This window comes from Massilia phyllostachyos (assembly GCF_021044825.1).
GTDB classification, from domain to species: Bacteria; Pseudomonadota; Gammaproteobacteria; order Burkholderiales; family Burkholderiaceae_D; genus Telluria; species Telluria phyllostachyos.
The window spans coordinates 219,475-245,984 of record NZ_JAJNOC010000007.1; the positions used below are offsets into that span (position 1 = coordinate 219,475).

Consider the following 26,510-nt stretch of genomic DNA (forward strand, 5'->3'; position numbering starts at 1 on the left):
GAGCCTGATGTCGGACGAAGGATTCTTCCGGCGTTGGTCGCGCCTGAAGGCGCGCGGCGAGACCCTGGAAGCGCCACCGGCGCCGCCGGCGCCTCCGGTGATGCCGCCACCCCTGCCCGTGGCGCCGGCGCCCGGTGAGCCGGAAGCCCCGGCGCGTCCGCTGCCGACCCTCGAGGACGCCGCGCGCCTGACCCCGGACGCCGACTTTTCCTCCTTCGTCGCGAAGGACGTCGACAAGTCGGTGCAGCGCCTGGCCCTGAAAAAACTGTTCGCCGACCCGCACTTCAACGTGGTCGACGGACTCGATATGTATATGAGCGACTACAACAAGGCCTCGCCGCTCGCCCCCGCCATGCTGGCCTCGCTCCAGCATGCGCCGGGCCTGCTGGCCCGGCTGCTGGGCGACCGGCAGGAGGCCGACAAAGAAGAAGAGGGCGCGCCGGGCGACGGCGACGGACCCTCGACCATCCAGCAAGGGACCCCATGAACATCCGCTTCACCGAACACCCGCCGATCGACCCTGTCCAGGAAAGCCGCAACCTCGATGCGCGCACGGCCGCCATCTCCGCCGCCGACGCGATTCCGGTGTTCGAGCCGGCCGTCACGGTCAATTACCAATCCTCCGGCCGCACCCTGGTGGTCGGCTCCGCCGTCCACGCGCTGCCCTGGGCCGACCGCCTGGCGGCCACGCTGCCGGTCACGGTGCTGCTGCTCGACCTGCAGGACACGATGCCGCTGCGGCCCTACCCGGTGCACGTGGCGCGCGTCGCCGCGGTGGCCGGCTGGCTGGGCGCGTTCGAGGCGCGCTGGCAGGCGCCGCTGCAGCCGGTCCAGCAGGGCCGCTTCGACCTGGTGCTGGACCTCAGCCCCACGCGCCTGATCCCGAGCCACCAGCGCCCGCACGGCTACTACGCGCCGGGCTACGACGAGGCCGCGCGCGCGCAGGCGGTGGAGAGCATGCTGGAGATGGTCGGCGACTTCGAAAAGCCGAAGTACTTCTCGTACAAGGAGCGTACCTGCGCCCACGGCCGCAATGGCCAGAAGGGCTGCAGCGCCTGCATCGACATCTGCTCGGCCCAGGCGATCCAGGACGACGGCGAGCGCATCAAGGTCAGCCCCTACCTGTGCGCCGGCTGCGGCGCCTGCTCGACGGTCTGCCCGACCGGCGCGATCAGCTACGCCTTCCCGCCGGCGCAGCTGACCGGCAAGCGCATCCAGGCCGCGCTGCGCTCCTACCACGCGGCCGGCGGCAGCGAACCGGTGCTGCTGCTGCACGATCCCGAGCACGGCGCCGCGCTGCTGGCCCAGCTTGGTGAATCCATCCCGGGCCGCGTCATCCCGCTGGCCCTGCAGCACACGGCATCGACCGGCATCGACGTCTGGTTCGCGGCGATCGCCTACGGCGCGGCCGGCGTCGCCATCCTGATGACCGGACACGAGGCGCCGCAGTACGTCGCCGCCCTCGACCAGCAGATGGCGATCGCCCAGACGGTGCTCGACGGCCTCGGCTACGACGGCCCGCACCTCCAGCTGCTGCGCGTGGAGGCGCCCGCGGAACTGGCCGTCGCCCTGCGCCATGCGCCGCGCGGTGCGACGCCGGCCGAGCCGGCCGTGTTCCACCTGGCGAACGACAAGCGCAACACCCTCGACTACGCGCTCGAGCACCTGCACCGGCATGCGCCGGCCCGGCCCGAGATCATTGCCTTGCCGCCGGGCGCCCCGTTCGGCGCCATCGAGGTAGACCGCAAGGCCTGCAGCCTGTGCATGTCCTGCGTCGGCGCCTGTCCGGCCGGCGCGCTGCAGGACGGCCAGGGCGCGCCGCTGCTGCGCTTCATCGAGAAGAACTGCGTCCAGTGCGGCCTGTGCGCCACCACCTGCCCGGAAAACGCCATCACTCTGCAGCCGCGCCTGTCCTTCCTGGAGAGCCGCAAGGGGCCGGTGGTGCTCAACGAGACCCAGCCCTTCCACTGCATCCGCTGCGACAAGCCCTTCGGCACCCTGCAGATGGTCGAGAACATGCTGGGCCGCCTCGGCTCCCACCCGGCTTTTGCCGGCCACCTCGACCGCCTGCGCATGTGCGGCGACTGCCGCGTCATCGACATGATGGAGCCGAAGGACGAGATGCGGATCACGCCCCTGAAACGTCTCTGACTTCCGGCCGGCCCGGTTGCGCCGGGCGCCGCGTAAATCATGGCAAAATGGCCGGCAGCAGCCATGCCAACAAGCGACCAGGAGACACCATGACGCCGACCCAGCGCTTCCTTCACGCGCGCGACTTCCTGCTGCAGCACCGCCTCGACTACGACACCGCCTGGCGCGATTACCAGCCGCCCCGGTTCGACGCCTTCAACTGGGCGCTCGACTATTTCGACCCCATGGCGAAGGACAACCACGCCCCCGCGCTGTGGGTGGTCGAGGAAGACGGTTCCGAACAGAAGATCTCCTTCGCCGACATGGCCGCGCGCTCCTGCCAGGTGGCCGAGTACCTGCGCCTGTGCGGCGTGAACCGCGGCGACCGCGTGCTCCTGATGCTGCCCAACCGGGTCGAGCTGTGGGAGATCATGCTGGCCGGGATCAAGCTCGGCGCCGTGCTGGTGCCGACCACGATGCTGGTCTCGGGCGACGACCTGCAGGACCGCCTGGAGCGCGGCCGCGTGAAGCACGTGATCACGCTGGCCTCGGAAAGCCAGAAATTCGAGACCATGCAGGGCAGCTTCACCCGCATCGCCGTCGGCGGCAAGCCAAACGGCTGGCGCGCTTTCGATGATTGCCGCGACGTGCTGTCGGTGTTCGTGCCTGAAGGCGAGACCCGCGCCACCGACCCGCTGCTGCTCTACTTCACCTCGGGCACCACGGCCAAGCCGAAGCTGGTGCTGCACAGCCACCAGAGCTACCCGGTCGGCCACCTGTCGACCATGTACTGGATCGGCCTGCGTCCCGGCGACGTCCACTGGAACATCTCCTCGCCCGGCTGGGCCAAGCACGCCTGGAGCTGCTTCTTCGCGCCGTGGAACGCGGGCGCCACCATCTTCGTCTACAACTACGAGCGTTTCTCGAGCAGGGCGGCGCTGGACACCGTGGTGCGCTGCGGCGTCACCTCGCTGTGCGCGCCGCCGACCGTGTGGCGCATGATGATCCAGGAAGACCTCGCGGCTTGGCAGCCGCCGCTGCGCGAACTGGTCGGGGCGGGGGAGCCGCTGAATCCCGAAGTCATCGAGCAGGTCGAGCGGGCCTGGGGCATCCGCATCCGCGACGGCTACGGCCAGTCCGAGACCACGGCGCAGATCGGCAACCCGCCTGGCCAATTGGTGAAACCCGGTTCGATGGGCCGCCCGCTGCCGGGCTACCGTGTGGCCCTGCTCGACATCGACGACCAGCCGGCGGGCGAGGGCGAGATATCCCTGGACCTCGCGCCTGCGCCGCTGGGCTTGATGCTGTGCTACGAGGGCGACGAGGAGAAGACCGCCGCCGTCATGCGCGCCGGCCACTACCACACCGGCGACACCGCCACGGTCGACGCGGACGGCTACTACTTCTACGTCGGCCGCAACGACGACGTGTTCAAGTCCTCGGACTACCGCATCAGCCCCTTCGAGCTCGAGAGCGTGCTGATCGAGCACGAGGACGTGCTGGAGGCGGCGATCGTGCCGAGCCCCGACCCGCTGCGGCTGTCGGTGCCGAAGGCCTTCATCACGCTGCGCCAGGGCGTCCCGCCTTCGCGCGAAGTGGCGGCGTCGATCCTCGCCTTTGCGCGCGACAGGCTGGCGCCCTACAAACGGATCCGGCGCATCGCCTTCCGCGAACTGCCCAAGACCATCTCGGGCAAGATCCGCCGGGTCGAATTGCGTCGTGAAGAAGCGGGGCGGGGCCAGTCGGATGCGCCCGAGGGTGTCGAGTATCGCGAAGAGGACTTCAACGCTTGAAGGCTGCTGCGCGGACGTGCGGCATGGCGCGCACGTTCCGTTGCATAATAGTCATCGACCTCAACCCCCCCCTTCTTCACCACTTCCATCGATGACCACCACCCGTCCATCCAGCCCTGGCGCAGCCACTAAAGACGCCGCCTATGAAGTCCGGAAGTCTCCCGTCCACGGCAACGGCGTGTTCGCGCTGCGGCCGATCGGCGCGGGCGAGCGGATCATCGAGTACCGCGGCGAACGCATCACCTGGGACGAGGCCACCGAGCGCGCGGCGCAGGCCGGCGGCCCGATCAACCACACCTTCTACTTCACGCTGGCCGACGGCCGCGTGATCGACGGCGGCAGCCGCGGCAACGCGGCGCGCTGGATCAACCATGCCTGCTCGCCCAACTGCGAAGCCTTCGAGGACGAGGGCAAGGTCTACATCCACGCGATGCGCGACATCGAGCCCGGCGAGGAACTGAACTACAATTACGCCCTCATCTACGACGAGCGCCACACGCCGGTCCTGAAAAAGCTGTTCGCCTGCCGCTGCGGCACCCCCGGCTGCACCGGCACCATGCTGGCGCCGAAGAAGAAGAGCAAGAAGAAAGACACCACAACCTGAAGGAACAGCATGAAGCCCGTCGTCCGCAGCCTCCTGGAAACCGACCTGTACAAGTTCACCATGTGGCAGGCGCTGATGCACACCCACCCGGGTGCGAACGGCGAATACGATTTCCGCTGCCGCAACGAGCCGGCCTATCCGCTGGCCGAGCTGAAGGACGACGTCGAGCGCGAGCTCGATCACCTGTGCTCCCTGATGTTCAGCGAGGAAGAGGTCGAGTACTTGCGCGGCCTGCGCTTCATCAAGAGCGACTTCGCCGACTTCCTTACGCTGTTCCGCTTCCAGCGCAAGTTCATCCAGGTCTCCACCGACGGCCCGCACCTGCGCATCCACGCTTCCGGCCCGCTGGTGCACGTGATGGGCTTCGAGATCTTCGTGCTCTACATCGTCAACGAGCTGTACTTCCGCCGCTTCGACCAGGACGCTGCGATTGTCGAGGCGCGGGTGCGCCTGAACCAGAAGATCGAAGAGCTGCGGGCGTTCGATGAGGAGCCCAAGCGCGCCACGCCCTTCGAGTTCTTCGACTTCGGCGTGCGCCGGCGCTTCTCGGGCGAATGGCACGACGAGGTGGTGGCGACCCTGGCGCGCGAGCTGCCGCAGTTCTTCAAGGGCACCTCGAACGTCTACCTGGCGAAGAAATACAACCTGGTGCCGATCGGGACCATGGCCCACGAATACCTGCAGGCCTACCAGGCCTTCGGCGTGCGCCTGGTCGACTTCCAGAAGGCGGCGCTGGAAGACTGGGTGCAGGAATACCGCGGCGACCTGGGCACGGCGCTCACCGACGTGGTCGGCATGAACGCCTTCCTGAACGACTTCGACCTTTATTTCGCCAAGCTGTTCGACGGCCTGCGCCACGATTCGGGCGACCCGGTCGAGTGGGGCGAAAAGGCGCTGGCCCACTACGCGCGCCTGCGCATCGATCCGCGCACCAAGCGCCTGGTGTTCTCGGATGCGCTCACGGTGCCGAAGGCGCTGATGCTGTACCGCCACTTCGCCGACCGCACCACGCTGGGCTTCGGCATCGGCACCAAGCTGACCAACGACACGCCCTATCCGGCGCTGAACATCGTCATGAAGCTCACCCGCTGCAACGGGCAGCCGGTGGCCAAGCTGGCCGATACGGCGGGCAAGTCGATGTGTACCGACGAGACCTTCCTGGCCTATCTGCGCCAGGTCTTCAATCACCCCGGGGAGTAGCGTTCAACCGTCCCATGGACAGACGATACGTCTGCTCATACGGGATTTGAACGCGTGGGCGGAGGACCGCCCACCCTGCGAGTGTGTGAAAAATTCGTCTATGGCTGCGTTGCCTCGTCTCGCCGTACGAGTGTACTGTCTTCGACTCGGCGCCTTGCCATAGCCGTTTTTTCACACCCTCTACGCCAGCAAGCGGTAGCGGCTCTGCGCCGGCTCTTCCAGCTGGAAGGTATTCACCACCGCCGCCAGTTCCGCCGCCTGGGTCTGCAGCGACTGCGCGGCCGCCGCGGCTTCCTCGACCAGGGCGGCGTTCTGGATCGTCATCTCGTCCAGCCGCGCCAGCGCGCCGTCGACGTGCTCGATGTCGCGCCGCTGGGCGCCGGTGGCTTCGCTGATGTGGCCCATGATCTCGGTGACGCGCTGCACGCCTTCGACCACCTTGCGGATGGTGCCGCCGGCCTGGCTCACCAGCGTGGCGCCGGCGTCGACCTTGCTGGCCGAATCCTCGATCAGCGCCTTGATTTCCTTGGCCGCCGCCGCCGAGCGCTGCGCCAGGTTGCGCACCTCGCTCGCGACCACGGCGAAGCCGCGCCCCTGTTCGCCGGCGCGCGCCGCTTCCACCGCCGCGTTCAAGGCCAGGATGTTGGTCTGGAAGGCGATGCCGTCGATGACGGCGATGATGTCGACGATCTTGTTCGACGACGCGTGGATCTGCCCCATGGTGGTGACCACCGAATCGACCGCCGCGCCGCCCTGCACCGACACCAGCGAGGCGTCGTGCGCCAGCGCGCTGGCCTGGGCCGCGTAGTCGGCGTTCTGGCGCACCAGTTCGATCAGCTGCTTCATCGAGCCGGCCACCTGGGTCAGGGCCGCGGCCTGGGTCTCGGTGCGGCTCGACAGGTCGAGGTTGCCGGAGGCGATCTCGGACGAGGCCGAGGCGATCGCATCGGTCCCGCCGCGCACCTTGCCGACGATGCCGCTCAAGCCGTCGCGCATCGTGCTCATCGCGTGCAGCAGGCTGGCCGGGCCGGCCTTCGCGGTGTCGACCGGGTGATGCAGCTCGCCGCTGGCGATGGCGTGGGCCACGCTGGTCGCATAGGCCGGCTCGCCGCCGAGCTGCTTGAGCAGGCTGCGCACCAGCAGCAGGCCGACCGCGATGCACAGCAGCACCGACAGCACGCCCAGGCCCGTGATCCAGTAGCGCGCGGTGGCGGCCTGGCTTTCGGCGCCGTCGATCGCCGTGGCGGTGTGCGCCTGCAGGTCGCGCAGCAGGACGTCGATGTCGGCCACGATCCGGCGCCGCAGCGGACTGCATTCCTCGACCAGGAAGGCGCCGAAGCCATCCAGGTCGCCGCTGGCGCGGTAGGCGCGCGGGCGCTCCAGTTCCTTCGCCATCGTCAGCATCCCGCCGCGCACCTTGGCGTAGAGCGGGTTCTCGCGCAGCACCGGGTCGAGGCGGGCGAGGACGGCCAGGTAGTCGGCCTTCCTGGCGTCGACCAGGTCGAGTTCGCGGTTGGCGGCCGCCGGATCCTTGAAGATGTAGGCGTTGCGCGCCGCGATCCCGGTCTGGGCCAGCGCCTCGCGCGCCGCGTACAGCGGTTCGAGTTCGGCGTTGCGCACGCTGTCGGCGGTACGCAAGGCCTGGCCGATCAGGTTGACCTGGCTGATGGCGAATACCGCCAGCACCAGGGTGACCGCCAGGATCAGCGCAAACGCCGAATATAGCCGTGTTGCGATGCCCGAGATTCTGAAAACAGCCATTGTCTCTCTTCTCCGTGTTGTTGAACCGCTATTGACCTGCGGAACAGATTTGTGCAAATCGATTGTTTTTGCTTCTTTTTAATTTCTTTTTATCAATTTAAATTGACGAAAATGTGTATAGCAGAACATATTCGTTAATACAAGCATTTTCGGTGAGAGATTTCGGCAAATCGGGTATACTACGTCAATAGATAGGACCCTACATGCAGAGCAAGATCATCGAAGAGGACCCCATCCTGACCACCAGCGCTGCGGCGCGGATGCTTGGTGTCGCGACCAGCACCGTCCAGTTATGGATGGAAAGCGGCGCCATTCCTTCGTGGAAGACGCCCGGTGGACACCGCCGTACACGCCAGAGCACTATCGAGGCGATGCTTCATCGCGCCGGTCCTTTATCCGGATCATTGTCTGGTGAGACAACACCCCCGGTATTGACCGATCCCGAGTTCGTGCTGGCCGGTGACGAAACGTGGCCTGGATCCCACGAAGAGGCGCGCCGCCTGGCCGCCGTGGCCGCCACCGGCCTGGTCGACACCCCGCCCGAAGAACGCTTCAACCGCATCGTGCGCCTGGCCGCCACCGTGACCGGCTCGCCGATCGCGCTGGTGTCGCTGTTGACGGCGCGCCGCCAGTGGTTCAAGGCGCGGGTCGGCCTGGGGCCGCAGGAAACCCCGCGCGAATGGGCCTTCTGCTCGCACGCGATCCTGCAGGACGCGCCCTTCATGGTCGAAGACGCCTCCACCGACGAACGCTTCCGCGACAATCCGCTGGTGCTGGCCGAGCCCCACATCCGCTTCTACGCCGGCGTGCCGCTGCGCGACCGCAGCGGGATGCCGATGGGGACCCTGTGCGTGATCGACCGCGAGCCGCGCCGCCTGCGCAGCACCGAGCTGCAGGCCCTGTGCGACCTGGCCGACATCGCCTCGTCCGAGATCCAGGCCAAGAAGGACTGAGTCCCTGTAAAAGTGACAAAGCGCGCAACTCGCGCGCGTCCATTCGCGCTATCATCCGGTCCTGGTCAACCATGCACCGCACCGGAGAACCCATGCGCCTCGCTGCCGCCGCCCTGTTGTCGCTTGCCTTTGTCGTCGCGCCGGCCGGCGCCCAGGACGATGTCCAGAAGGCGAAGGAAGATGCCGCCGTCGTGGCGGCGAGCACCGAGGCGGCGGTCAAGGCCGCGGCCAGCTGGCTGACGATCGTCGATGCGGGAAAATACGGGGACAGCTGGAGCGCCGCGGCGAGCGCCCTGCGCGGCGCCGTCACCCAGGCCAAGTGGGAAGAGGGGCTGCGCGCCGTGCGCGCCCCGATCGGCGCCGCCGGCGCGCGCACCCTGACGTCCTCGCATTACACCCACGCGCTGCCGGGCGCCCCGGCCGGCGAATACGTCGTCCTCCAGTACAGCACCGAATTCGCCGGCAAGCCCGGGTCCACCGAGATGGTGGTGCCGATGCGCGAGCCGGACGGCAGCTGGAAGGTGTCCGGCTACTACATCAGGTAAGGTTTAGAACCCGGGGCCGACCAGGCGCCACAGCTGGGTCGGCAGGGCGGGCGGCGCGTCCGGCTTGAAGAAGGCCGAGTCCTGGATGTGCGAGGTGGTCACGTAGACCGTGCCGTCCGGGCCTTGCGTGAAGGTGTCGGGCCAGCGCAGGCGCGCGTCCTGCACCAGGATGCGCGGCGTTCCGCCGGGGCCTTCGTCGAGGTCGCGCACCTTGACCGCGTCGTCTTCCACCGCGGTGAGCAGCATCTTGTTGCTGCCCTGCGGGATCAGGAGGCCGTCCGACACCCCGTTGACGCCGTATTCCTCGACCTGGTCGCCCACGTCGTCGCCCTTCAGACCCCCTTCGATCAGGACCTGCGTCGCGATCCGGTACAGGGTGTCGCCCTTGATCGCTTGCCAATACAGCCAGCAGCCATCACTTGACAATTCGATACCATCGGCTGAGAACTCCACCCCGCGTCCGTCCGGGCGGCGCAGCTCCTTGCCGTCGGCTTTCACCACCAGGCCCTTCTTCATCTGGGTCGACGGGTGGCCGTCGAGCACCCGCGCAACCTTGCCGCTGGCCAGGTCGATCACCAGCAGGGCGCCGACCACGCCGGAATCGGTGATGTAGGCGTACTTGCCGTCGTTCGAAAAGCGCACGTCGTTCAGGTAGGAGCCTTGCGGGGCCGCGTCCTCGTCGAACACGATGCTGCGCGTGACCGCATTGCTGGCGAGGTCGATCTGCACCAGCTTGGCGCCGCCGGAGACCAGGTGGGCCTGGCTTGGGGCCGCCGGGTCGAGCACCCACAGGCTGCCGCGGCCGTCGGCCACGATGCTCTGCACGCAGACCCAGCCCTTGGCCGGGTCCAGCTCGTCCTTGCGCGCATTGCGCCAGCCGTTCCATTCCTCGTCCGGGTAGGGGCGCAGGCTGCCGTCGGCCTGCAGCTCGGCGACCGAGACGGCCGTGTCCTCGGTCCAGCGCGGGAAGTTCACGAAGATGCGATTGTCCCCGGAGGCGGTCACGCCGGTCACCTGGTGCTCGAAAGCGGCCACCTGCTCGATGGTCCATTGCGTCGGATTGCTCATGCTGCTCCTCTCATGGCTTGGGGCGCGCGCTGCCGCGGCGCACGGGCGCTTTTCTTCGCGGGGGCGCGCGCCGGTTTGGTGGTTTTCTCCCTGGCCTTGCCCTTGGCGTCGGCCTGCTCCTGCTCGTGGCGCAGGCGCTGCTGCAACATCGCCAGCACCGCCGCTTCTTCCGGCTGCAGCGCGTGCAGGTCCTGCTTCAGTTCTTCCTCGGTGCGTTCGCGCAGGGTCTCCAGCACCGTGCCGTCGAGGTAGGCGTCCAGCACCACCGGGTGCACATAGCACTTGCGGCAGACCGAGGGCGTGTTGCCGAGCTTTTCGGCCACCGACTCGATCGCGCGCACGATGTTCTTCTTGGCCTGGGCTTCGGAGTCGAACTTCTCGAATTCCTGCAGCGCCAGCGCGGCCAGCACGGTGCCGGACCAGGTGCGGAAATCCTTGGCCGTGTAGTCTTCGCCGGTGATCGTGCGCAGGTAGTCGTTGACGTCGCTCGAATCGATGCTGTGGGTGTCGCCGTCGTCGTCGATGTACTGGAACAGTTCCTGGCCGGGCAGGTCGCGCGACCGGCGGATGATGCGCGCCAGGCGCCGGTCGTGCACCTTGACCTTGTGGTACACGCCGCTCTTGCCGCGGAAGCTGAACTCGACGTCGCTGCCGTCGACCTTCGCGTGGCGGTTGCGCAGCGTGGTGAGTCCGAAGGATTTGTTGGTGCGTGCGTATTCCTCGTTCCCGACCCGCATCATGGTCGCTTCCAGCAGGTAGACGATGGTGGCCAGCACCTTCTCGCGCGGCAGGCCGGGCAGGGCCAGGGCGCGGTCGACTTCCGCGCGGATCTGGGGCAGGGCCTGGCCGAAGCTGATCATGCGCTCGTATTTCACCTCGTCGCGCACGGTGCGCCATTTCGGGTGGTAGCGGTATTGCTTGCGGCCGCGCGCATCGCGCCCGGTGGCCTGCAGGTGGCCGTTGGCCTGTGGGCAGATCCAGACGTCGGTCCATGCCGGCGGAATGACGAGCGACTTGATGCGCCCGAGGGTGGCCTCGTCCTCGACCGCTTCGCCCTTGGCGTCGAGGTAGACGACCGTGTCGCCCTTTTTTTCGCGGCGGATGCCGGGCCGGTCGTCGTGGACGTAACGCAGGCCGGCCGCCCTGGCGGCGGCCGGCGGATCGCTGAGCGGGTTGTCGGCGCTGGTCGGTTCCTGGTTGGGCATGGCGTCTCCTCGAATCTGGTCGCCCGATGCTACGCCGAATGGGGGAGGCGCACCGTTCGCTTGCGCACGGTGCGCGCGCCTCGGTGCTGGCGGATGATTGGTGGCTTTTGTAGGGTGGGCGGTCCTGCGCCCACGCGTCCGACCAGAGATGGCGTCGCTACAGAGCACCCGGGAGTTGAACGCGTGGGCAAGGGATTGCCCACCCTACAACGGCAATCAGTGCTTCGTGGACGAGCGGTAGCGCGCCTCGACCAGGTCGAGTTCCTGCACCAGGCGGCGCGCCGTCTCGTCGGACAGCTGGCCGTGGCGCGCCATCTGCTGCAGGACCTTGCGCTCGGCCGCCAGCGCGGCCAGGCGGTAGAAGCGTTCGGCATCCTCGGCCACCCGGACCCGCGCCGGATGGGCGCCGTCACCCGCGGCCCCGCCCAGCCGGTGCTGGTACAGCCCGCGCACCTGCTCGGCGGCGCTGGCGTGGATGTCGGCGTCCTTCTCGTCGTAGGGATCGGGCTTGCCGGCGGTGTCGATGGCGCCCAGCGCCGCCAGCGCGGCGGCCTGGCGCGCGCGGTCTTCCTCGATCTCGGACGCGGTTTCCGGCGGCAGTTCCAGCCCGCGCAGCACGCGCGGCAGGCCGATGCTGGCCACCACCAGCGACACCACGATCACCGCGCTGGCCAGGAACACGGCCAGGTCGCGCCCCGGGAAGGGTTCGCCGCCCGGCAGCGCCAGCGGCAAGGTCAGGATGCCGGCCAGGGTGATGGCGCCGCGTACCCCGGCCAGCGAGGTGGCCAGGATCAGGCGCTTCCTCGGCATGATGCCGGGCCGGCCGGCGCGCCGCGCGGCGAAGTTCGACAGCCGCAGCGAGACCCACACCCATACCAGGCGCAATAAAATGAGGCCGAAGCTGATCGCCAGCGCATTCCCGGCCAGCCACCAGAAGTCGCGCGGCACCGGCAGGTCCGGCCCCTTCAAAGCCGCGCGCACGATGTCGGGCAGCTGTTCGCCCAGCAGCACGAACATCACGCCGTTGAGCGCGAACTGCACGGTGTCCCACACCACGTTGCGGCGCACCCGGGTGGTGGCGAGGGCGCGCCCGCCCAGTTCCACGTAGCTCATCGTGATGCCGGCGCTGACCGCCGCCAGGATGCCCGAGGCTCCGATATGCTCGGCCGCCATGTAGGCGCCGAACGGCAGCAGGAGATTGAGCAGGATCGAGGCGCCCGGCTCCTCGCCGAAGCGCGAAGCCAGCAGGCGCTGCACGGCGCCCATCGCGACCGTGACCAGCACCCCGGCGGCGATGCCGGCCAGCGCCACCCACAGGAAGGTCAGGGCGGCCGAGGACAGCGAAAAGACACCGGTGAGCGCCGCGGCCACCGCGAAGCGGAAGCACACCAGGCCGCTGGCGTCGTTGAGCAGCGATTCGCCTTCCAGGATGTGCATCAGGCGCGGCGGAATGGGAACGCGTGCGGCGATCGAGCCCACCGCCACCGGATCGGTCGGCGCCAGGATCGCGGCCAGGGCAAAGGCGACCGCCAGCGGCAGCTCGGGGATCAGCCAGTGGATGAAGAAGCCGGCGCCGACCACGGTGAACAGCACCAGGCCGAGCGCCAGCTCGAGGATCACGCCCTTGTCGCGGAACAGCCCGACCTTGGGGATGCGCCAGCCGTCCAGGAACAGCAGCGGCGGCAGGAACAGGATGAAGAAGGTGTGCGGGTCGAGCCGCACCGGATGCCAGCCCAGGCTCGCGATGGCCACGCCGAGCCCGATCTGCACCAGCGGCAGGGGCAGGGCGACCGGCAGCAGCCGCACCAGGTATCCGCTCGCGACCACTGCCAGCAGCATCGCCAGCACCACCCCGACTTCACCCATCCACGCTCTCCCAAGGAAAGCGCCATCATAGGCGATGCGCGGCCAAGAGCCTGTCCCGGTAGGTTGGAGTCGTTCCTGCCGCGCCTGGCAGACGTGCGCCGCGTTGCTCGTCGTTGCATGGCTAGCCATGCGGCCTCCTCGCGCCTTGCTCACACCCGCCATGCATCGCCATGAACTTTCCCCCCCACCTACCGGGACAGGCTCTTAGCGCGTCGCGCCGCCGGCGGCCTGCGCCAGCAATTCGCCCAGCTGCACCGTATTGACCGGCTTGACCATGTAGTGGTCGAACCCGGCCTCGATCGCGGCCTCGCGGTCCTGCTGGCGTCCGTAGCCGGTGGCGGCGACCAGCATGGCGTTCGCGGTGGCGGGCTCGCGCCGCAGGCGGCGCGCCAGCTCGTTGCCGTCCATGTCGGGCAGGCCGATGTCGAGCAGGCAGACCTGGGGCGCGAACACCGCCGCGAGTTTCAAGGCGTCGTGGCCGTTGTAGGCGATCTCGACCCGGTGGCCGGCGGCCGCCAGATACAGGTTCAGGGTGTGGGCGGCGTCGAGGTTGTCGTCGACCACCAGCACCCGCAGCGGACTGGTGACCAGCGCCGCCTCGCGGATCGCCACGTCGATCGGCATCTCGGCCGGCTGGGCGTAGCGCGGCAGGCGCACGGTGAAGGTGCTGCCCTGGCCCAGGCCCGGGCTGCTGGCGTCGACCGCGCCGCCGTGCAGCTCGACCAGGCTGCGCGCCAGCGCCAGGCCGAGACCGAGCCCGCCCTGGGCGCGGTCGGGCGTGCGCTCGGCCTGGGTGAACAGTTCGAACACGCGCGCGACCAGGCCGGGCTCCATGCCGATGCCGTCGTCGGCGACTTCGAGCACGTATTCCTGCTCGCCGGCGCGCAGCTGCAGGTGGATATGGCCGCCCTCCGGCGTGTACTTGGTGGCGTTGCCGAGCAGGTTGGCGACCACCTGCACCAGGCGCTTGTGGTCGCCGCGCACGGTGGCCGGGCTGTCGGGCAGGTCGAGCACCACCTTGTGGCGGCGCGCCGTGATCAGGGGGCGGATCTGCTCGGCCGCATCCTCGACCACCTGGCGCAGGTCCAGCACCTGGGTCGAGATCGAGACCAGGCCGCGGGTGACGCGCGAGACGTCCAGCAGGTCGTCGACCAGGCTGGTCATGTGCTCGACCTGGCGCGCGATGATGGCGCAGGTCTGCGTGATCTGCGCGTTGTCGGAGTGGAGGAGTTTGAGCAGGTGGGCGCCGGTGCTGATCGGGGCCAGCGGGTTCCTCAGCTCGTGCGCCAGCATCGCCAGGAACTCGTCCTTGCGCTGGTCGGCCGCGCGCAGCTCGCGCTCGGCCTGGCTGCGCGCCGCTTCCTTGGCCTGCAGCGCGGCCGCCATCTCGTCGAGCGCGCGCGCCAGGCGGCCGATCTCTTCACGGCCGTAGGCGATGCCGGAACGTGCCTGCAGCTCGCCGGCGGCGATGCTGCGCGCGGTGTCCATGAGTTTACGCACCCGCTGCACGATCAGGATGTCGCCCGCCAGCCAGGCCGCCAGCAGCGCCAGCAGGGTGGTCGCGCCCAGGCCGAGCAGCGACATCAGCTGCGCGTCGCGCGCGGCGGCGGTGATGGTCTCGACCGGCACGCCGATCGTCACCGTGTATTCCGACAGCGCCGGCGCGCCCACGCGCGCGAACGCGTGCAGGCGCTCGACCCCGTCTTCGCCGACCACCACCACCGGGCGGTGCGAGGGGGTGCGCATGGCTTCCAGCAGCTTGGGGGCGAGCTTGCGGCCGAACCAGCGCTCCGGGTCCGGCCGGCGCGAGATCACCAGGCCGCCGGCGTCCGCGGTGGCCAGGACCGAGCCGGGCGGCAGGTTGATGTCGTTGATGTAGGCGTCGAGGCCGACCAGGTCCATCGCCGAGAACACCACCGCCACCACCTTGCCGGCGCGGTCGGTCACGGGATAGGTGAGGTTGATGGTGTGCCTGCGGATCACGCGCCCGAACACGTAGTCGCCGGCGATGAAGCGGCGCTCGGCGATCGCGCGCCGGAAGTGGCGGCGGTCGCCCAGGTTCACCGGGTGCAGCATCGGCACCGCGCTGCAGCTGACGTCGCCGTCGAGCCGGATCAGGCCGAAGTTGACGTAGCCCTCGTTGCGGTCGAGGACATCGGCGAGCAGCGCATTGCAGCGCGGGGGCGGGCCCATCAGGTCCGGCACGCTCACCAGGTCGACCAGGATCTGGCGCGCGCGTTCCAGCGACTGCGCCTCGTTGGCGGCGGCCAGGCTGGTCAGGCGCTGCAGGTTTTCCTCGGAGGCGCGGATCGCCGCCTCGCGCTCGCGCATCCCGCCCAGCACGGTCATCACGGCGATCGGCGTGATCGCCAGCGCGACCAGCAGCATCAGCCGGCTGCGCAGGCTGTTCAGGCGTAGGCGCGAAAGCAGGGCGTTCATTCGATTCTCGTTGGATGGTGGCAGGCGCACCGGCACAGTGCGAAAGTTTCTCTATTGTACTAAACACGGGGCCGGCTGTATTGGCAAGGCCGGGTCATTTGCTTGACACTTAAACTATCCGGCACGGTAATATAGAAGGGGAACCAGGAGGAGAGCGAATGAACATCGTGTGCGTGGGCGGCGGGCCGGCCGGCCTGTATTTCGCGTTGCTGGCCAAGAAGCGGCACCCCGGCCACGCAGTCACCGTGGTCGAGCGCAACCGCGCCGGCGACACCTTCGGCTGGGGCGTGGTGTTCTCGGACCAGACCCTGGGCCGCCTGGCCGAGGCGGACGAGGCCAGCGCACGCGCCATTCTGCAATCCTTCAACCACTGGGACGACATCGACGTCCACTTCAAGGGCCGCACGGTGACGTCCGGCGGCCACGGCTTCTGCGGCATCGCGCGCAAGCGCCTGCTGGGCGTGCTGCAGGCGCGTTGCCTGGAACTCGGCGTGCGCCTCGAGTTCGACACCGAAGTGCGCGACGAAGCCGAACTGGCGCGCGCCTACGCGGCCGACCTGGTGGTCGCCTGCGACGGCGTCAACAGCGCCATCCGCGCACGCCATGCGCAGGTGTTCCAGCCCGAGCTCGAGCGCCGCCACTGCCGCTTCGTCTGGCTCGGCACCCACAGGAAATTCGAGGCCTTCACCTTCGCCTTCGAGGAGACCGAACACGGCTGGTTCCAGGCCCACGCCTACCAGTACGACGGCGAGACCTCGACCTTCATCGTCGAGACCCTGGAAGAGACCTGGCAGGCCGCCGGGCTGGAGGCGATGGACCAGGCCGGGGCGCTGGCCTTCTGCGAGCGCCTGTTCGCGCGCCACCTCGATGGCCACCGCCTGATGGCCAACGCGGCGCACCTGCGCGGTTCCAGCATGTGGATCCGCTTCCCGCGCATCGCCTGCGCGCACTGGGTGCATTGGGACGACATCGACGGGCGGCGGGTGCCGGTGGTGTTGATGGGCGACGCCGCCCACACCGCCCACTTCTCGATCGGCTCCGGCACCAAGCTGGCGCTGGAAGACGCGATCGAGCTGGCCAGCTGCATCGGCGACGCCGGCGGTCCGCTCGACGATGCGCTGGCGGCGTACGAGGACGTGCGCCGGGTCGAGGTGCTCAAGCTGCAAAGCGCGGCGCGCAACTCGATGGAATGGTTCGAGAACGTGGCGCGCTACGGCGCGATGGAGGCCGAGCAGTTCGCTTATTCTTTGCTGACGCGCAGCCAGCGCCTGTCGCACGAAAGCTTGCGCCTGCGCGATCCGGATTACATCGCCGGTTTCGAGGACTGGTTCGCACGCCGCGCCGCGGTGCAGGCCGGCGTGCCGGCGCCCGGCGGGCCGACGCCGCCGATGTTCACGCCGTTCCGCGTGCGGGACGTTCTGCTCAAGAACCGGGTCATCGTCTCTCCCATGGCACAGTATTCGGCGGTCGACGGCGTGGCAGGCGACTTCCACCTGACTCACCTCGGCGCCCGAGCGCTCGGCGGCGCGGCGCTGGTGATGGCGGAGATGACCTGCGTGTCGGCCGATGCGCGCATCACGCCCGCCTGCCCGGGCTTGTATACGCCGGAGCACACGGCGGCGTGGCGGCGCATCGTCGACTTCGTCCACGCCAACAGCGACGCGAAGATCGGGGTGCAGCTGGGGCACGCTGGCGCCAAGGGCTCGACCCGGCCGATGTGGGACGGCATCGACCAGCCGCTCGATGCGGGCAACTGGCCGCTGGTGTCGAGCTCCGAACAACAGTACCTGCCCGGCGTCTCGCAAGTCGCGCGCGCGGCGACGATCGAGGACCTGGAGCGCATCAAGGCTGACTTCGTGCGCGCCACCGAGGCCGCCGCGCAGGCCGGCTTCGACTGGCTGGAGCTGCACTGCGCCCATGGCTACCTGCTGTCGAGCTTCATCTCGCCGCTCACCAACCGCCGCGGCGACGCGTATGGCGGCAGCCTGGAAAACCGCTGCCGCTATCCGCTCGCCGTGTTCGCGGCGATCCGCGCGGCGTGGCCGGCCGGGCTGCCGATCAGCGTGCGCGTCTCGGCCCACGACTGGGTCGAGGGCGGCATCACGCCAGGTGACGCGGTGCGGATCGCGCGCCTGTTCAAGGCGGCCGGCGCCGACATGATCGACTGTTCCTCGGGGCAGGTCAGCAAGCAGGAACAGCCGGTCTACGGCCGCATGTATCAGACGCCGTTCTCGGACCGCATCCGCAACGAGGCCGGCATTCCGACCATCGCGGTAGGGTCCATCTACGAGGCCGACCACGTGAACAGCATCATCGCCGCCGGCCGCGCCGACCTGTGCGCGGTGGCGCGGCCGCACCTGGCCAACCCGGCCTGGACCCTGCTGGAAGCCGCGCGCATCGGCTACGGCGGCGCGGCCTGGCCGCGCCAGTACCGCGCCGGCAAGCGCCAGCTGGAGCGCAACCTCGAGCGCGAGCGCCAGCAGCAGGCGGCCAACGCGGGCCTGTCGCCGCAGCAGCTGGCCGCGCGCCTGCTGGAAGGCTGATACCGAATCCACCCTCAGGAGCAACGCATGCACGACTTGCCGGGCAGCCGCCTCGCCGATTACCGCGCCACCCACTTCCAGTACTTGGTCCAGGACCGCGTCGCGACCATCACCCTGGACCGCCCCGAGCGCAAGAACCCGCTCACTTTCGACTCCTACGCCGAGCTGCGCGACCTGTTCCGGGCGCTGGCCTATGCTGCCGATGTCAAGGCGGTCGTCATCACCGGCGCGGGCGACAACTTCTGCTCGGGCGGCGACGTGCACGAGATCATCGGGCCGCTGACCAGGCTCGACATGCCGGGCCTGCTGGCCTTTACCCGCATGACGGGCGACCTGGTGAAAGCCATGCGCGCCTGTCCGCAGCCGATCGTGGCCGCGGTGGACGGCGTCTGCGCCGGGGCGGGGGCGATCCTGGCGCTGTCCTCCGACATCCGCTACGGCACCGCGCGCAGCAAGACGGCGTTCCTCTTCACCCGCGTCGGCCTGGCCGGCTGCGACATGGGCGCCTGCGCGCTGCTGCCGCGCGTGATCGGACAGGGAAGGGCGGCCGAACTACTCTACACGGGCCGCGTATTGACGGGCGAGGAAGCCGAGCGCTGGGGATTTTTCAATCGGCTGTGCGAGCCGCAAGCGGTGCTGTCGGAGGCGCAGGCCTTCGCCGCCCTGCTGGCCAACGGCCCGACCTTCGCCCATGGCATGACCAAGAAGATGCTGCAGCAGGAGTGGAATATGGGCGTCGACGAAGCCATCGAGGCCGAAGCCCAGGCCCAGGCGATCTGCATGGCGACCCGCGACTTCCACCGCGCCTACGAGGCCTTCGTCGCCAAGGACCAGCCGCGTTTCGAGGGGAACTGAAATGGCGGACCGCGACTACCTCGACTGGCCGTTCTTCGAGCCGCGCCATCGCGCGCTGGCATTGGCACTCGACGCCTGGGCCGCCGAACATATCGGGCACCTAGACGGTAACGACGTCGACGCCGCCTGCCGCGCCCTGGTCGCCCAGCTCGGCCAGGGCGGCTGGCTGCGCCACGCCATCGGCGGCGCCGGGCAAGCCATCGACACGCGCGCCATCTGCCTGATCCGCGAGACGCTGGCGCGCCACGCCGGCCTGGCCGATTTCGCCTTCGCCATGCAGGGCCTGGGCAGCGGCGCGATCTCGCTGTTCGGCAGCGCGGCGCAGCAGGAACGGTATCTGCCGCGCGTCGCCAGCGGCGACATGATCGCCGCCTTCGCACTGTCCGAGCCGCAGGCCGGTTCCGACGTGGCGGCGCTGGCCTGCGCCGCGCGGCGCGACGGCGACGCGTATGTGCTCGATGGCGACAAGACCTGGATCTCGAACGGCGGCATCGCCGACTTCTACGTGGTCTTCGCGCGGACAGGGGAGAGCGGCCGCGGTTCCAAAGGCATCTCCGCCTTCATCGTCGACGCCGGCACGCCCGGCTTCGAGATCGCCGAACGCATCGACGTCATCGCCCCGCACCCGCTGGCGCGCCTGCGCTTCGACGGCTGCCGGGTGCCGGCGGCGAACCTGATCGGCGAAGAGGGCCAGGGCTTCAAGGTCGCGATGGCCACGCTCGACGTGTTCCGCACCTCGGTGGCCGCGGCCAGCCTCGGTTTCGCGCGCCGGGCGCTCGATGAAGCCTTGCAGCGTGCCAGGGAGCGCGCGATGTTCGGCAAGCACCTTGCCGACTTCCAGCTCACGCAGGCGAAGCTGGCCCAGATGGCGACCGGCATCGACGCCGCCGCGCTGCTGACCTACCGCGCCGCCTGGATGCGCGACGGCGGCAAGCGGGTGACCAAGGAAGCGGCGATGGCCAAGCTGACGGCCACCGAAACCGCCCAGCAGGTCATCGACGCCGCGGTCCAGCTGTTCGGCGGCCAGGGTGTCGTCAGCGGCGAGACCGTCGAGACCCTGTACCGCGAGATCCGCGCGCTGCGCATCTACGAGGGCGCGAGCGAGGTGCAGCTCTTGATCATCGCACGCGAGCTGCTGGCAGGGGAGGGCGCCTGATGGACATCCTTCAACCGCCCGGCTGGCCGCGTCCCAAGGGTTATTCGAACGGCGTCGCCGCCAGCGGCCGCCAGATCTTCGTCAGCGGCATGATCGGCTGGGATGCCGAGGGCCGCTTCGCCAGCGACGACTTCGTCGCCCAGGCGCGCCAGGCCCTGGAAAACATCGTCGCGGTGCTGCGCGAGGCGGGCGCCGGCCCGCAGCACATCGTGCGCATGACCTGGTACGTGGTCGACCGCCGCGAATACCTGGACGCCGGCGCGGCGCTCGGCGCGGCCTACCGCGACGTGATCGGCCGCCATTATCCCGCCATGAGCGCGGTGCAGGTGGCCGGCCTGATGGAAGCGCGGGCGCGGGTCGAGATCGAAGTAACGGCGGTGCTTCCCTTGTAGGGTGGGCCTGGGCGGCCCCGCGGGCCTCCGCCCACGCGTTCAACGAAAGGTGATCAGCCTCGATATGTGCGTCAATCGCGCACAATTCGCTTGCAACATTTGCGCAGTGCAGCGCGGATACTGTTACTATGTTTCTCTGACGAAATTGACGATCTTACTAAATCGTTACCTACAGAGAAACCTGACCATGCTGGATTTTGACGATCTCGCTGCGTGGCGCATGCGCATCTTCACCTCGCTGATGTCGATCGTGCTGGTGTTCGCATTCTGCACCGCGGTCCCCAGCGCGGCGCTGGCGCTGTTCCGCGGCCGCGCCGACGTGGCGCTGATGGATGCGCTGGCGCTGGTCTGGATCCTGGCCATCTGGCGCTTCGACGCCTTGTCCTACACCGCGCGGGTGCTGAACTTCCTGGCGATGCTGTTCGTCATCGGCGTGGCCTCGATGATGATGGTGGGCGCGATCGGCCTGTGCTACCTGGTGGCGCCGCCGATCCTCGCGGTGATCCTGCTCGGCATGCGGCCCGGCTTCGTCGCGCTCGGCGTGTGCGCCGGCTGCATGATGGTGCTGGGCCTGGCCGGCCACAGCGAGCTGTCGGTGTCGAACCTGCCGCACGACTCCTTCCTGGGCGTGTCGATCTTCGTCCTGAATTTTACCTGCGTCGTCGGCTTCGTCACCCTGGCCTGCGGGCGCTTGCTGAAAGGCCTGTCGCGTTCGCTCGACGACGTGCAGGGCTTCGCCGAATCGCTGGAAGAACGCCAGGCCTCGCTGCACGCCGTGAACAGCGACCTGAACCTGACATCGGCGGCGCTGGCCGGCCTGAACGACATGGTCGTGATCGTCAACGCGGTGCAGGGCGAAGGCGCCAATCCGGTCATGTTCGCCAACGCGGCCTTCGAGCATCGCAGCGGCTATACGGCGCGCGAGATCATCGGGACCAGCCTGCGTTGCTTGTACGGGCCGGACACCGACCGCGCCACCGTGGCCCGCATCGCGGCCGCCATGGCGCGCTGCGAGGGGACCAAGGAACAGCTGGTGCTGTACACCCGGGCCGGCCTGCCGCGCTGGATCGAGGTCGACATGGTGCCGTTCTCGAGCGAAGGCGGGGCGATCAGCCACTGGGTGATCGTGGGCCACGACGTCACCGAGCAGCGCCATGCGAGCGAAGCGATCCACCGGCTGGCCTTCTACGACGTGCTGACCGGCCTGCCGAATCGCCGCCTGCTGACCGAGCGCCTCGACGCGATGCTGGCCAGGGCGCGCGGCGCGCGCGGCTTCGGCTGCATCCTCTACATCGACCTCGACAACTTCAAGGCCGTGAACGATGCGCGCGGCCACGCCACCGGCGACCTGATGCTCAAGTGCGTGGCCGAGCGCCTGCGCGCCGCGGTGCGCCCGACCGACACCGTGGCGCGCCTCGGCGGCGACGAATTCGTGGTGCTGCTGGAGGACCTCGGCCGCGACTGCGTCGGCGCCGCCGCGCTGGCGCGCAGCATGGCGGAACAGGTGCGCAGCAGCCTGGCGCTGCCGGTCGAGATCGAGGGCCAGGCCTACCGCTCGTCGGGCAGCATCGGCATGGCGCTGCCGACCCGGCCCGAACACAGCGCCCACGACCTGCTGCGCGAAGCCGATACCGCGATGTACCAGGCCAAGGCCGCCGGCCGCAACGGCATCGCGCTGTTCGAGAGCGCGATGCTGGTCGCGGCCGAGGAGGCGCTCACGCTCGAACGCGACCTGGCCACCGCGGTCGAACGCGGCGAGCTGGCGCTGCACCTGCAGCTGCAGGTCGACAGCGACGAGCGCCCGGTCGGCGCCGAAGCGCTGCTGCGCTGGCGCCGCGGCGGCGTGACCCCGGTCGGGCCCGACGTCTTCATTCCGCTGGCCGAAAGCACCGGCCTGATCGTGCCGATCGGGGCCTGGGTGCTGCGCGAAGCCTGCCTGGCCTGGCACGAGCTGGCCCTCGCCGGCCACGCGATGCCGCTGTCGATCAACGTCAGCCCACGCCAGTTCGGCGACCCCGGTTTCGTCGCCGGCGTGCGCGCGACCCTGCTGGAGACCGGCGTCTCGCCGCACGACATCATGCTGGAAGTGACCGAAGGCCTGCTGGTGGACGACCTCGAGCAGACCGCCGTCAACATGCGCGAGCTGGCTGCGCTGGGCGTGCGCTTCTCGATCGACGACTTCGGCACCGGCTACTCGAACCTGGCCTACCTGAGCAAGATGCCGCTGCACGAACTCAAGATCGACCGGAGCCTGATCAGCGGCCTGCCGGGCGACGCCAACGCGGTCGCGATCGTGCACTCGATCCTGGCGATGGCCTCGCACCTGGGCTTGCGGGTGATGGCGGAGGGGATCGAGACGGCGGCGCAGGCGCGCTTCCTGGCCAGCCACGGCGCGCCCTGCATGCAGGGCTATCTGTTCTGCCGGCCGATGTCGGTGGCGCAGCTGCTGTCGCTGCTGGATGCGCGCTTGGAGGCGCCGGAAAGCCTCGAAGCGCTGCCTGCCTGAGCGCCGAGCGGCCGTCAGCCGGCCTTGCGCACCTGCTCGATGCGCTTGCCGTAGGCCGGCTGGTAGCGCGTCACCTGGTTGCGCCCGTGTTCCTTCGCGTGGTACAGCGCTTCGTCGGCATGGCGCAGCAGGTCTTCCCATGCGACGTCGGCGTCGAGCATCTGCGCCACGCCGACGCTGATCGTCATGCGCACGGTCTTGTTGTCCGCCACCAGTGGCGAAGCCGCGATCAGTTCGCGCAGGCGCTCGGCGATCGCCACCACGTCCTCGATGCCGCCCTGCGCCACCAGCACGGCGAATTCCTCGCCGCCGGTGCGGAACATGGCGTCGTTGCCGCGCAATGCGCCGGCCGCCAGCGTGGTCACGTGGCGGATCGCCGCGTCGCCGGTCGCATGGCCGTGGCGGTCGTTGATCAGCTTGAAGTGGTCGATGTCGAAGGTGATGAAGAACAGGGCGCCGCCGATGCCGCGGCAGCGCCGGAATTCGGCGCCGGCCCGCTCGTGCAGGGCGCGCCGGTTGAGCCAGCCGGTGAGGGCGTCGGTGAGCGAGGCGCGGCGCAGGAGCTGGGCCTGCTGGTGGGTGACGATCAGCGCGCAGCTCATGCACGCCACCGACAGGAACACCAGCACGAACAGGCTGCCCGAGGTCTGCAGGAACTGGCTGCCCATGAAGGTCAGCGCATGGCCTTCGCCCAGGATCAGGTAAGCCGCGCGCAAGGTCAGCTGGAAGGCGAAGAACAGTTCGAGGATGGCGAGCGGCAGGTAGGGCGCCCACTCGCCGCGCCGCACGTGGTTCCACAGCGTGACGGCGACGCCCAGGTTGATGGCGACGATGATCGGGGTGAACACGAACAGCCGGTGCATGACCGACGACTGCAGGAAGGGCAGGGCATGCAGCAGCGGGATGCAGGCGGCGCAGGCGAGCACCTGCTTCCATCCGGTGCGCAGGCCGAGGTGGCGGCGCAGGCCGGCCAGGATGCCGAAGTGGCCGGCGACGTAGAGCGCATTGCCGACGCCGGGGATCAGGTAATGGCTGGCCTGGTAGCTGATCGCGAGCGCGCCGAGGACGTTGTTACAGGCGAAGAAGACGCCCGCCGCCATCCAGTCGAGCAGGCAGGCCTGGCGCGCGCCGCCGCGGTAGATCAGGCCCATGCTGCAGGCCAGGATGATGGCCGCCAGCGCGGACGCCACCACGAGCGTGAACGAATCCATGTGTCCTTCGGCGAACGCTGCGATCAAGTCAATGCAGCATTATAGTTTTCGGCTCACATGGAAATTTTCACCGATTGTTTCAATTCCGGACAAATCGCGCGGGGTGTCGCCGGGCCGCGACAGGCGGTCAGCTGCGGTCGGTGATGCGCACGATTTTCCCGTGCGCGAAGGCGAAATCGCTGCAGCCCTCGAGCGCGATCACGGCGCCGGCCGCCGGGCCGCCGGGGATGTCGCGGGCCAGCGTGCCGCTGTAGTCGATGGCCACGGTGACCGCGTCCGCGCCGAGCGTCCAGGCGGTGACGCGCTGCTCGCGCCGGGAGAACAGCGCCTTCGACGCTTCGGCCAGCTGGCGGAACGCCGCCAGGCCATCGGCTTCGGCGGTGAGCGCGTCGCCGGAATGATGTTCGAAGCGGATGTCGTCCGCCAGCAGGGCGGCCATGCCCGCGATATCGAAGGCGTTGTAGGCGGCGATGTCGTCTTCGACCAGTTCTTGCGGGCTGCGGTGCGCCATGGATGCCTGTTCGCGGATGAAGGGAAGGCTAGTGTAGAGCCGCGAACGCGCGGGCGCTGGGGCGGGTGCCGTCGGCGGTCAGGATGGCGATGGCGCAGCTGGAGGCGGAACTGGACCTGTCCCTGTTCGACCGCGGCGGGCGCGAGCCGGCGCCGACCGCCGCCGCGCGCGCGCTCGAACCGCGCGCCCGCCACCTGGCGAGCCAGCTGCGCCAGATGCAGGCCGACGCGCTGGCGCTGCACGGCGGGCTGGAACGCTGCTTGCGGCTGGCGGTCGCGCCGGAACTGGTCGGCGCCGCCTGGACCGCGCCGCTGGCGGTGCTGGGGCGGGAGTTTCCGTCGCTCGACGTGGCGATCCTGTCGGCCCCGCAGGCCGACGCCCTGCGCCTGCTGCACGCGGGCGAGGCCGCCCTGGTGCTGGTGTTCGAACGTAGGCGCCTCGACGAGCGCGAAGGCTTCCAGGAACTGGGGAGCGATCGCATCGTCGCCGTCGCCGCGCCAGGTCTGGAAGACCGACAGCTAGCTGGCGACGCTGAACCTGGTGCAGGCGGGCCTGGGCTGGGCCGTGTTGCCGCGCGCACTGGTAGCGCCGCTGGTCGCGGCGGGCAGCCTGGTCGAGATCGCTTTTGAAAACGCCAGCCGGCAGACCCGCCTGCAGATCGACATCGTCTGGTCGCGCGAGCGCGCCCTCGGTCCGGCGGCGCGCCGTTTCCTCGACTTGATCGATCAAGTGCACTGAATTGCCGCTATCACTACATGATCGCGATCCAGCGTTAATCGCCGCGTTCCTGCTGCCGCTCCAGCAGCAGGGCGATCTGCGCCAGCCTGGCCTCGATCGACTGCAGCACGGCCAGCTGCGCATCGTTGCCCTGTAGCTTGGGTGCGTCGTGGCGCAAGGCTTCGCGCGCCCGCAGGATCCGGGCGCGGAAGGCCTGGGCATCGATGATGCCGGTCAGCTGCATGTCCGAGGCCTGGCCGGCGCTGTGGCCGGCGGTCTCGAACTTCAGCGTGCTCAGGTTGAAGCGGCGCAGGATGGGGCCTTCGACGAAGGTCACGTCCTGGATGTTTTCCAGCGGGATGGTTTTCTCGGTCGTGACCAGGATGCCCTTGCGGAAACGGATGCTGCGCGGACCGAGCTGGCACTCCAGGCGGTCGAAATAATGCCGGGCCCACCAGCGCCCGACCCCGAGGAACCACACGATCGCGAGCGGGATGCCGATCACGGTGCAGGCCATGGTGAAGCCGATCTTCACGACCAGGAAGGGTTTGATCAGCGGATTGAACTGCGCGCGGTAAGTGGTGTCGTCGGGTGCCAAGGGCTGAGTGATGGGTTAGTTTGTCCAGAGTGTAGGCGCTTGCCGGGCCGGCGGCAATCCTTCCCGACCTGAGCGCCGGCGCCGCGCCGATTCTGTTACGGTGGACACCAACAGGCATCGATGGAGGCACCATGAAACAGCAAATCGTACGCGTGATCGACAACGTGCAGGACGCCGAACGCGCGCGCCAGGCCCTGCTGGACGCGGGCTTCGACCGGGACGGCATCGAGATCAGCCACACCGGCGACGAAGCCGGCCCGTCGGAAGCGAACTTCACGGTCGGCGACAAGCCGGCGGTGAAGGGCGGCACCGATTACAAGGATGTGTACACGCCGGGGCTGGAGATCGGCAAGTGCGTCATCACGATTACGGCCGAGGAGGGGCGGCTGGAAAAAGCCGCCTCCATCCTCGAGTACCACGGCGCGCAGGACAACGACCCCGCGCACCGCCACTGATC

23 protein-coding genes are annotated in these 26,510 nt (G+C 68.9%); 15 read left to right on the plus strand and 8 right to left on the minus strand.

Annotation, left to right across the window (positions count from 1 at the left end):
• Window positions 1-7: 7 nt before the first annotated feature.
• From LQ564_RS19630 to pncB, 5 genes are all read left to right on the plus strand, one after another.
• On the plus strand, window positions 8-487 hold the full coding sequence (locus LQ564_RS19630) for a DUF3306 domain-containing protein (RefSeq protein WP_231059804.1): 480 nt from the start codon (window positions 8-10) through the stop codon (window positions 485-487).
• Entirely contained in the window at window positions 484-2,151 is a 1,668-nt protein-coding gene (locus tag LQ564_RS19635; RefSeq protein WP_231059805.1) for a 4Fe-4S binding protein, read from the plus strand. The genes LQ564_RS19630 and LQ564_RS19635 overlap by 4 nt, the downstream gene beginning before the upstream one ends.
• An 89-nt stretch (window positions 2,152-2,240) precedes the next feature.
• The gene (locus tag LQ564_RS19640; protein ID WP_231059806.1) at window positions 2,241-3,923 is read left to right on the plus strand and encodes an AMP-binding protein; all 1,683 of its coding nucleotides are present in this window, start codon (window positions 2,241-2,243) and stop codon (window positions 3,921-3,923) included.
• Between the two features lie 91 nt (window positions 3,924-4,014).
• On the plus strand, window positions 4,015-4,527 hold the full coding sequence (locus LQ564_RS19645; protein ID WP_231059807.1) for an SET domain-containing protein: 513 nt from the start codon (window positions 4,015-4,017) through the stop codon (window positions 4,525-4,527).
• Window positions 4,528-4,536: 9 nt separating this feature from the next.
• Window positions 4,537-5,727, plus strand: coding sequence for a nicotinate phosphoribosyltransferase (pncB, locus tag LQ564_RS19650; protein ID WP_231059808.1), 1,191 nt, complete (start codon window positions 4,537-4,539; stop codon window positions 5,725-5,727).
• 180 nt (window positions 5,728-5,907) lie between these two features.
• Here the strand turns inward: pncB and LQ564_RS25925 are convergent, their stop codons facing one another.
• A complete protein-coding gene (locus tag LQ564_RS25925; protein ID WP_272492133.1) occupies window positions 5,908-7,488 on the minus strand; it encodes a methyl-accepting chemotaxis protein in 1,581 nt (526 codons plus the stop codon).
• A 203-nt stretch (window positions 7,489-7,691) separates the two neighbouring features.
• Here LQ564_RS25925 and LQ564_RS19660 point away from each other — a divergent pair, with 203 nt between their 5' ends.
• Together LQ564_RS19660 and LQ564_RS19665 are read left to right on the plus strand one after the other, a co-directional pair.
• Window positions 7,692-8,441, plus strand: a complete 750-nt coding sequence (locus LQ564_RS19660; protein WP_231059809.1) for a GAF domain-containing protein — start codon at window positions 7,692-7,694, stop codon at window positions 8,439-8,441.
• Between the two features lie 92 nt (window positions 8,442-8,533).
• Window positions 8,534-8,986 (plus strand): DUF4019 domain-containing protein, encoded by a 453-nt coding sequence (locus LQ564_RS19665; RefSeq protein WP_231059810.1) that lies wholly within the window; start codon window positions 8,534-8,536, stop codon window positions 8,984-8,986.
• Window positions 8,987-8,989: 3 nt separating this feature from the next.
• Here LQ564_RS19665 and LQ564_RS19670 read toward each other — a convergent pair whose 3' ends face one another.
• The 4 genes from LQ564_RS19670 to LQ564_RS19685 all read right to left on the minus strand — a co-directional run bounded on the left by LQ564_RS19670 (window position 8,990) and on the right by LQ564_RS19685 (window position 15,564).
• Complete coding sequence (locus LQ564_RS19670) at window positions 8,990-10,054, minus strand: L-dopachrome tautomerase-related protein (protein ID WP_231059811.1); 1,065 nt, start codon at window positions 10,052-10,054, stop codon at window positions 8,990-8,992.
• Window positions 10,051-11,259 (minus strand): DNA topoisomerase IB, encoded by a 1,209-nt coding sequence (locus LQ564_RS19675; protein ID WP_231059812.1) that lies wholly within the window; start codon window positions 11,257-11,259, stop codon window positions 10,051-10,053. Before LQ564_RS19675 ends, LQ564_RS19670 begins: the two co-directional genes overlap by 4 nt.
• A 216-nt stretch (window positions 11,260-11,475) precedes the next feature.
• On the minus strand, window positions 11,476-13,125 hold the full coding sequence (locus LQ564_RS19680) for a Na+/H+ antiporter (protein WP_231059813.1): 1,650 nt from the start codon (window positions 13,123-13,125) through the stop codon (window positions 11,476-11,478).
• Between the two features lie 204 nt (window positions 13,126-13,329).
• Complete coding sequence (locus LQ564_RS19685) at window positions 13,330-15,564, minus strand: hybrid sensor histidine kinase/response regulator (protein ID WP_231059814.1); 2,235 nt, start codon at window positions 15,562-15,564, stop codon at window positions 13,330-13,332.
• Between the two features lie 158 nt (window positions 15,565-15,722).
• On the opposite strand from LQ564_RS19685, the gene LQ564_RS19690 reads away from it, so the two are divergent.
• The 5 genes from LQ564_RS19690 (at window position 15,723) to LQ564_RS19710 (ending at window position 23,016) form a co-directional block, all read left to right on the plus strand.
• Complete coding sequence (locus LQ564_RS19690) at window positions 15,723-18,107, plus strand: bifunctional salicylyl-CoA 5-hydroxylase/oxidoreductase (protein WP_231059815.1); 2,385 nt, start codon at window positions 15,723-15,725, stop codon at window positions 18,105-18,107.
• A 27-nt stretch (window positions 18,108-18,134) separates the two neighbouring features.
• On the plus strand, window positions 18,135-18,962 hold the full coding sequence (locus LQ564_RS19695) for an enoyl-CoA hydratase family protein (RefSeq protein WP_231059816.1): 828 nt from the start codon (window positions 18,135-18,137) through the stop codon (window positions 18,960-18,962).
• 1 nt (window position 18,963) lies between these two features.
• Window positions 18,964-20,118: an acyl-CoA dehydrogenase family protein gene (locus LQ564_RS19700; protein WP_231059817.1), complete on the plus strand. Its 1,155-nt coding sequence runs from the start codon at window positions 18,964-18,966 to the stop codon at window positions 20,116-20,118.
• Window positions 20,118-20,510, plus strand: coding sequence for a RidA family protein (locus LQ564_RS19705; protein ID WP_231059818.1), 393 nt, complete (start codon window positions 20,118-20,120; stop codon window positions 20,508-20,510). The genes LQ564_RS19700 and LQ564_RS19705 overlap by 1 nt, the downstream gene beginning before the upstream one ends.
• 187 nt (window positions 20,511-20,697) lie before the next feature.
• Window positions 20,698-23,016, plus strand: a complete 2,319-nt coding sequence (locus LQ564_RS19710) for a putative bifunctional diguanylate cyclase/phosphodiesterase (protein ID WP_231059819.1) — start codon at window positions 20,698-20,700, stop codon at window positions 23,014-23,016.
• Between the two features lie 14 nt (window positions 23,017-23,030).
• Here LQ564_RS19710 and LQ564_RS19715 read toward each other — a convergent pair whose 3' ends face one another.
• Together LQ564_RS19715 and LQ564_RS19720 are read right to left on the minus strand one after the other, a co-directional pair.
• Window positions 23,031-24,227 (minus strand): GGDEF domain-containing protein, encoded by a 1,197-nt coding sequence (locus LQ564_RS19715; RefSeq protein ID WP_231059820.1) that lies wholly within the window; start codon window positions 24,225-24,227, stop codon window positions 23,031-23,033.
• Between the two features lie 127 nt (window positions 24,228-24,354).
• A complete protein-coding gene (locus LQ564_RS19720; RefSeq protein ID WP_231059821.1) occupies window positions 24,355-24,738 on the minus strand; it encodes a nuclear transport factor 2 family protein in 384 nt (127 codons plus the stop codon).
• An 83-nt stretch (window positions 24,739-24,821) separates the two neighbouring features.
• Between LQ564_RS19720 and LQ564_RS19725 the strand changes: the two genes are divergently transcribed.
• Window positions 24,822-25,367 (plus strand): LysR substrate-binding domain-containing protein, encoded by a 546-nt coding sequence (locus LQ564_RS19725; protein WP_371873517.1) that lies wholly within the window; start codon window positions 24,822-24,824, stop codon window positions 25,365-25,367.
• Entirely contained in the window at window positions 25,303-25,476 is a 174-nt protein-coding gene (locus tag LQ564_RS26045; protein WP_371873518.1) for a type 2 periplasmic-binding domain-containing protein, read from the plus strand. Before LQ564_RS19725 ends, LQ564_RS26045 begins: the two co-directional genes overlap by 65 nt.
• 34 nt (window positions 25,477-25,510) lie before the next feature.
• Here the strand turns inward: LQ564_RS26045 and LQ564_RS19730 are convergent, their stop codons facing one another.
• Complete coding sequence (locus tag LQ564_RS19730; RefSeq protein ID WP_231059822.1) at window positions 25,511-26,053, minus strand: PH domain-containing protein; 543 nt, start codon at window positions 26,051-26,053, stop codon at window positions 25,511-25,513.
• A 131-nt stretch (window positions 26,054-26,184) separates the two neighbouring features.
• Here LQ564_RS19730 and LQ564_RS19735 point away from each other — a divergent pair, with 131 nt between their 5' ends.
• On the plus strand, window positions 26,185-26,508 hold the full coding sequence (locus LQ564_RS19735) for a hypothetical protein (RefSeq protein WP_231059823.1): 324 nt from the start codon (window positions 26,185-26,187) through the stop codon (window positions 26,506-26,508).
• The last annotated feature ends 2 nt before the right edge of the window (window positions 26,509-26,510 follow it).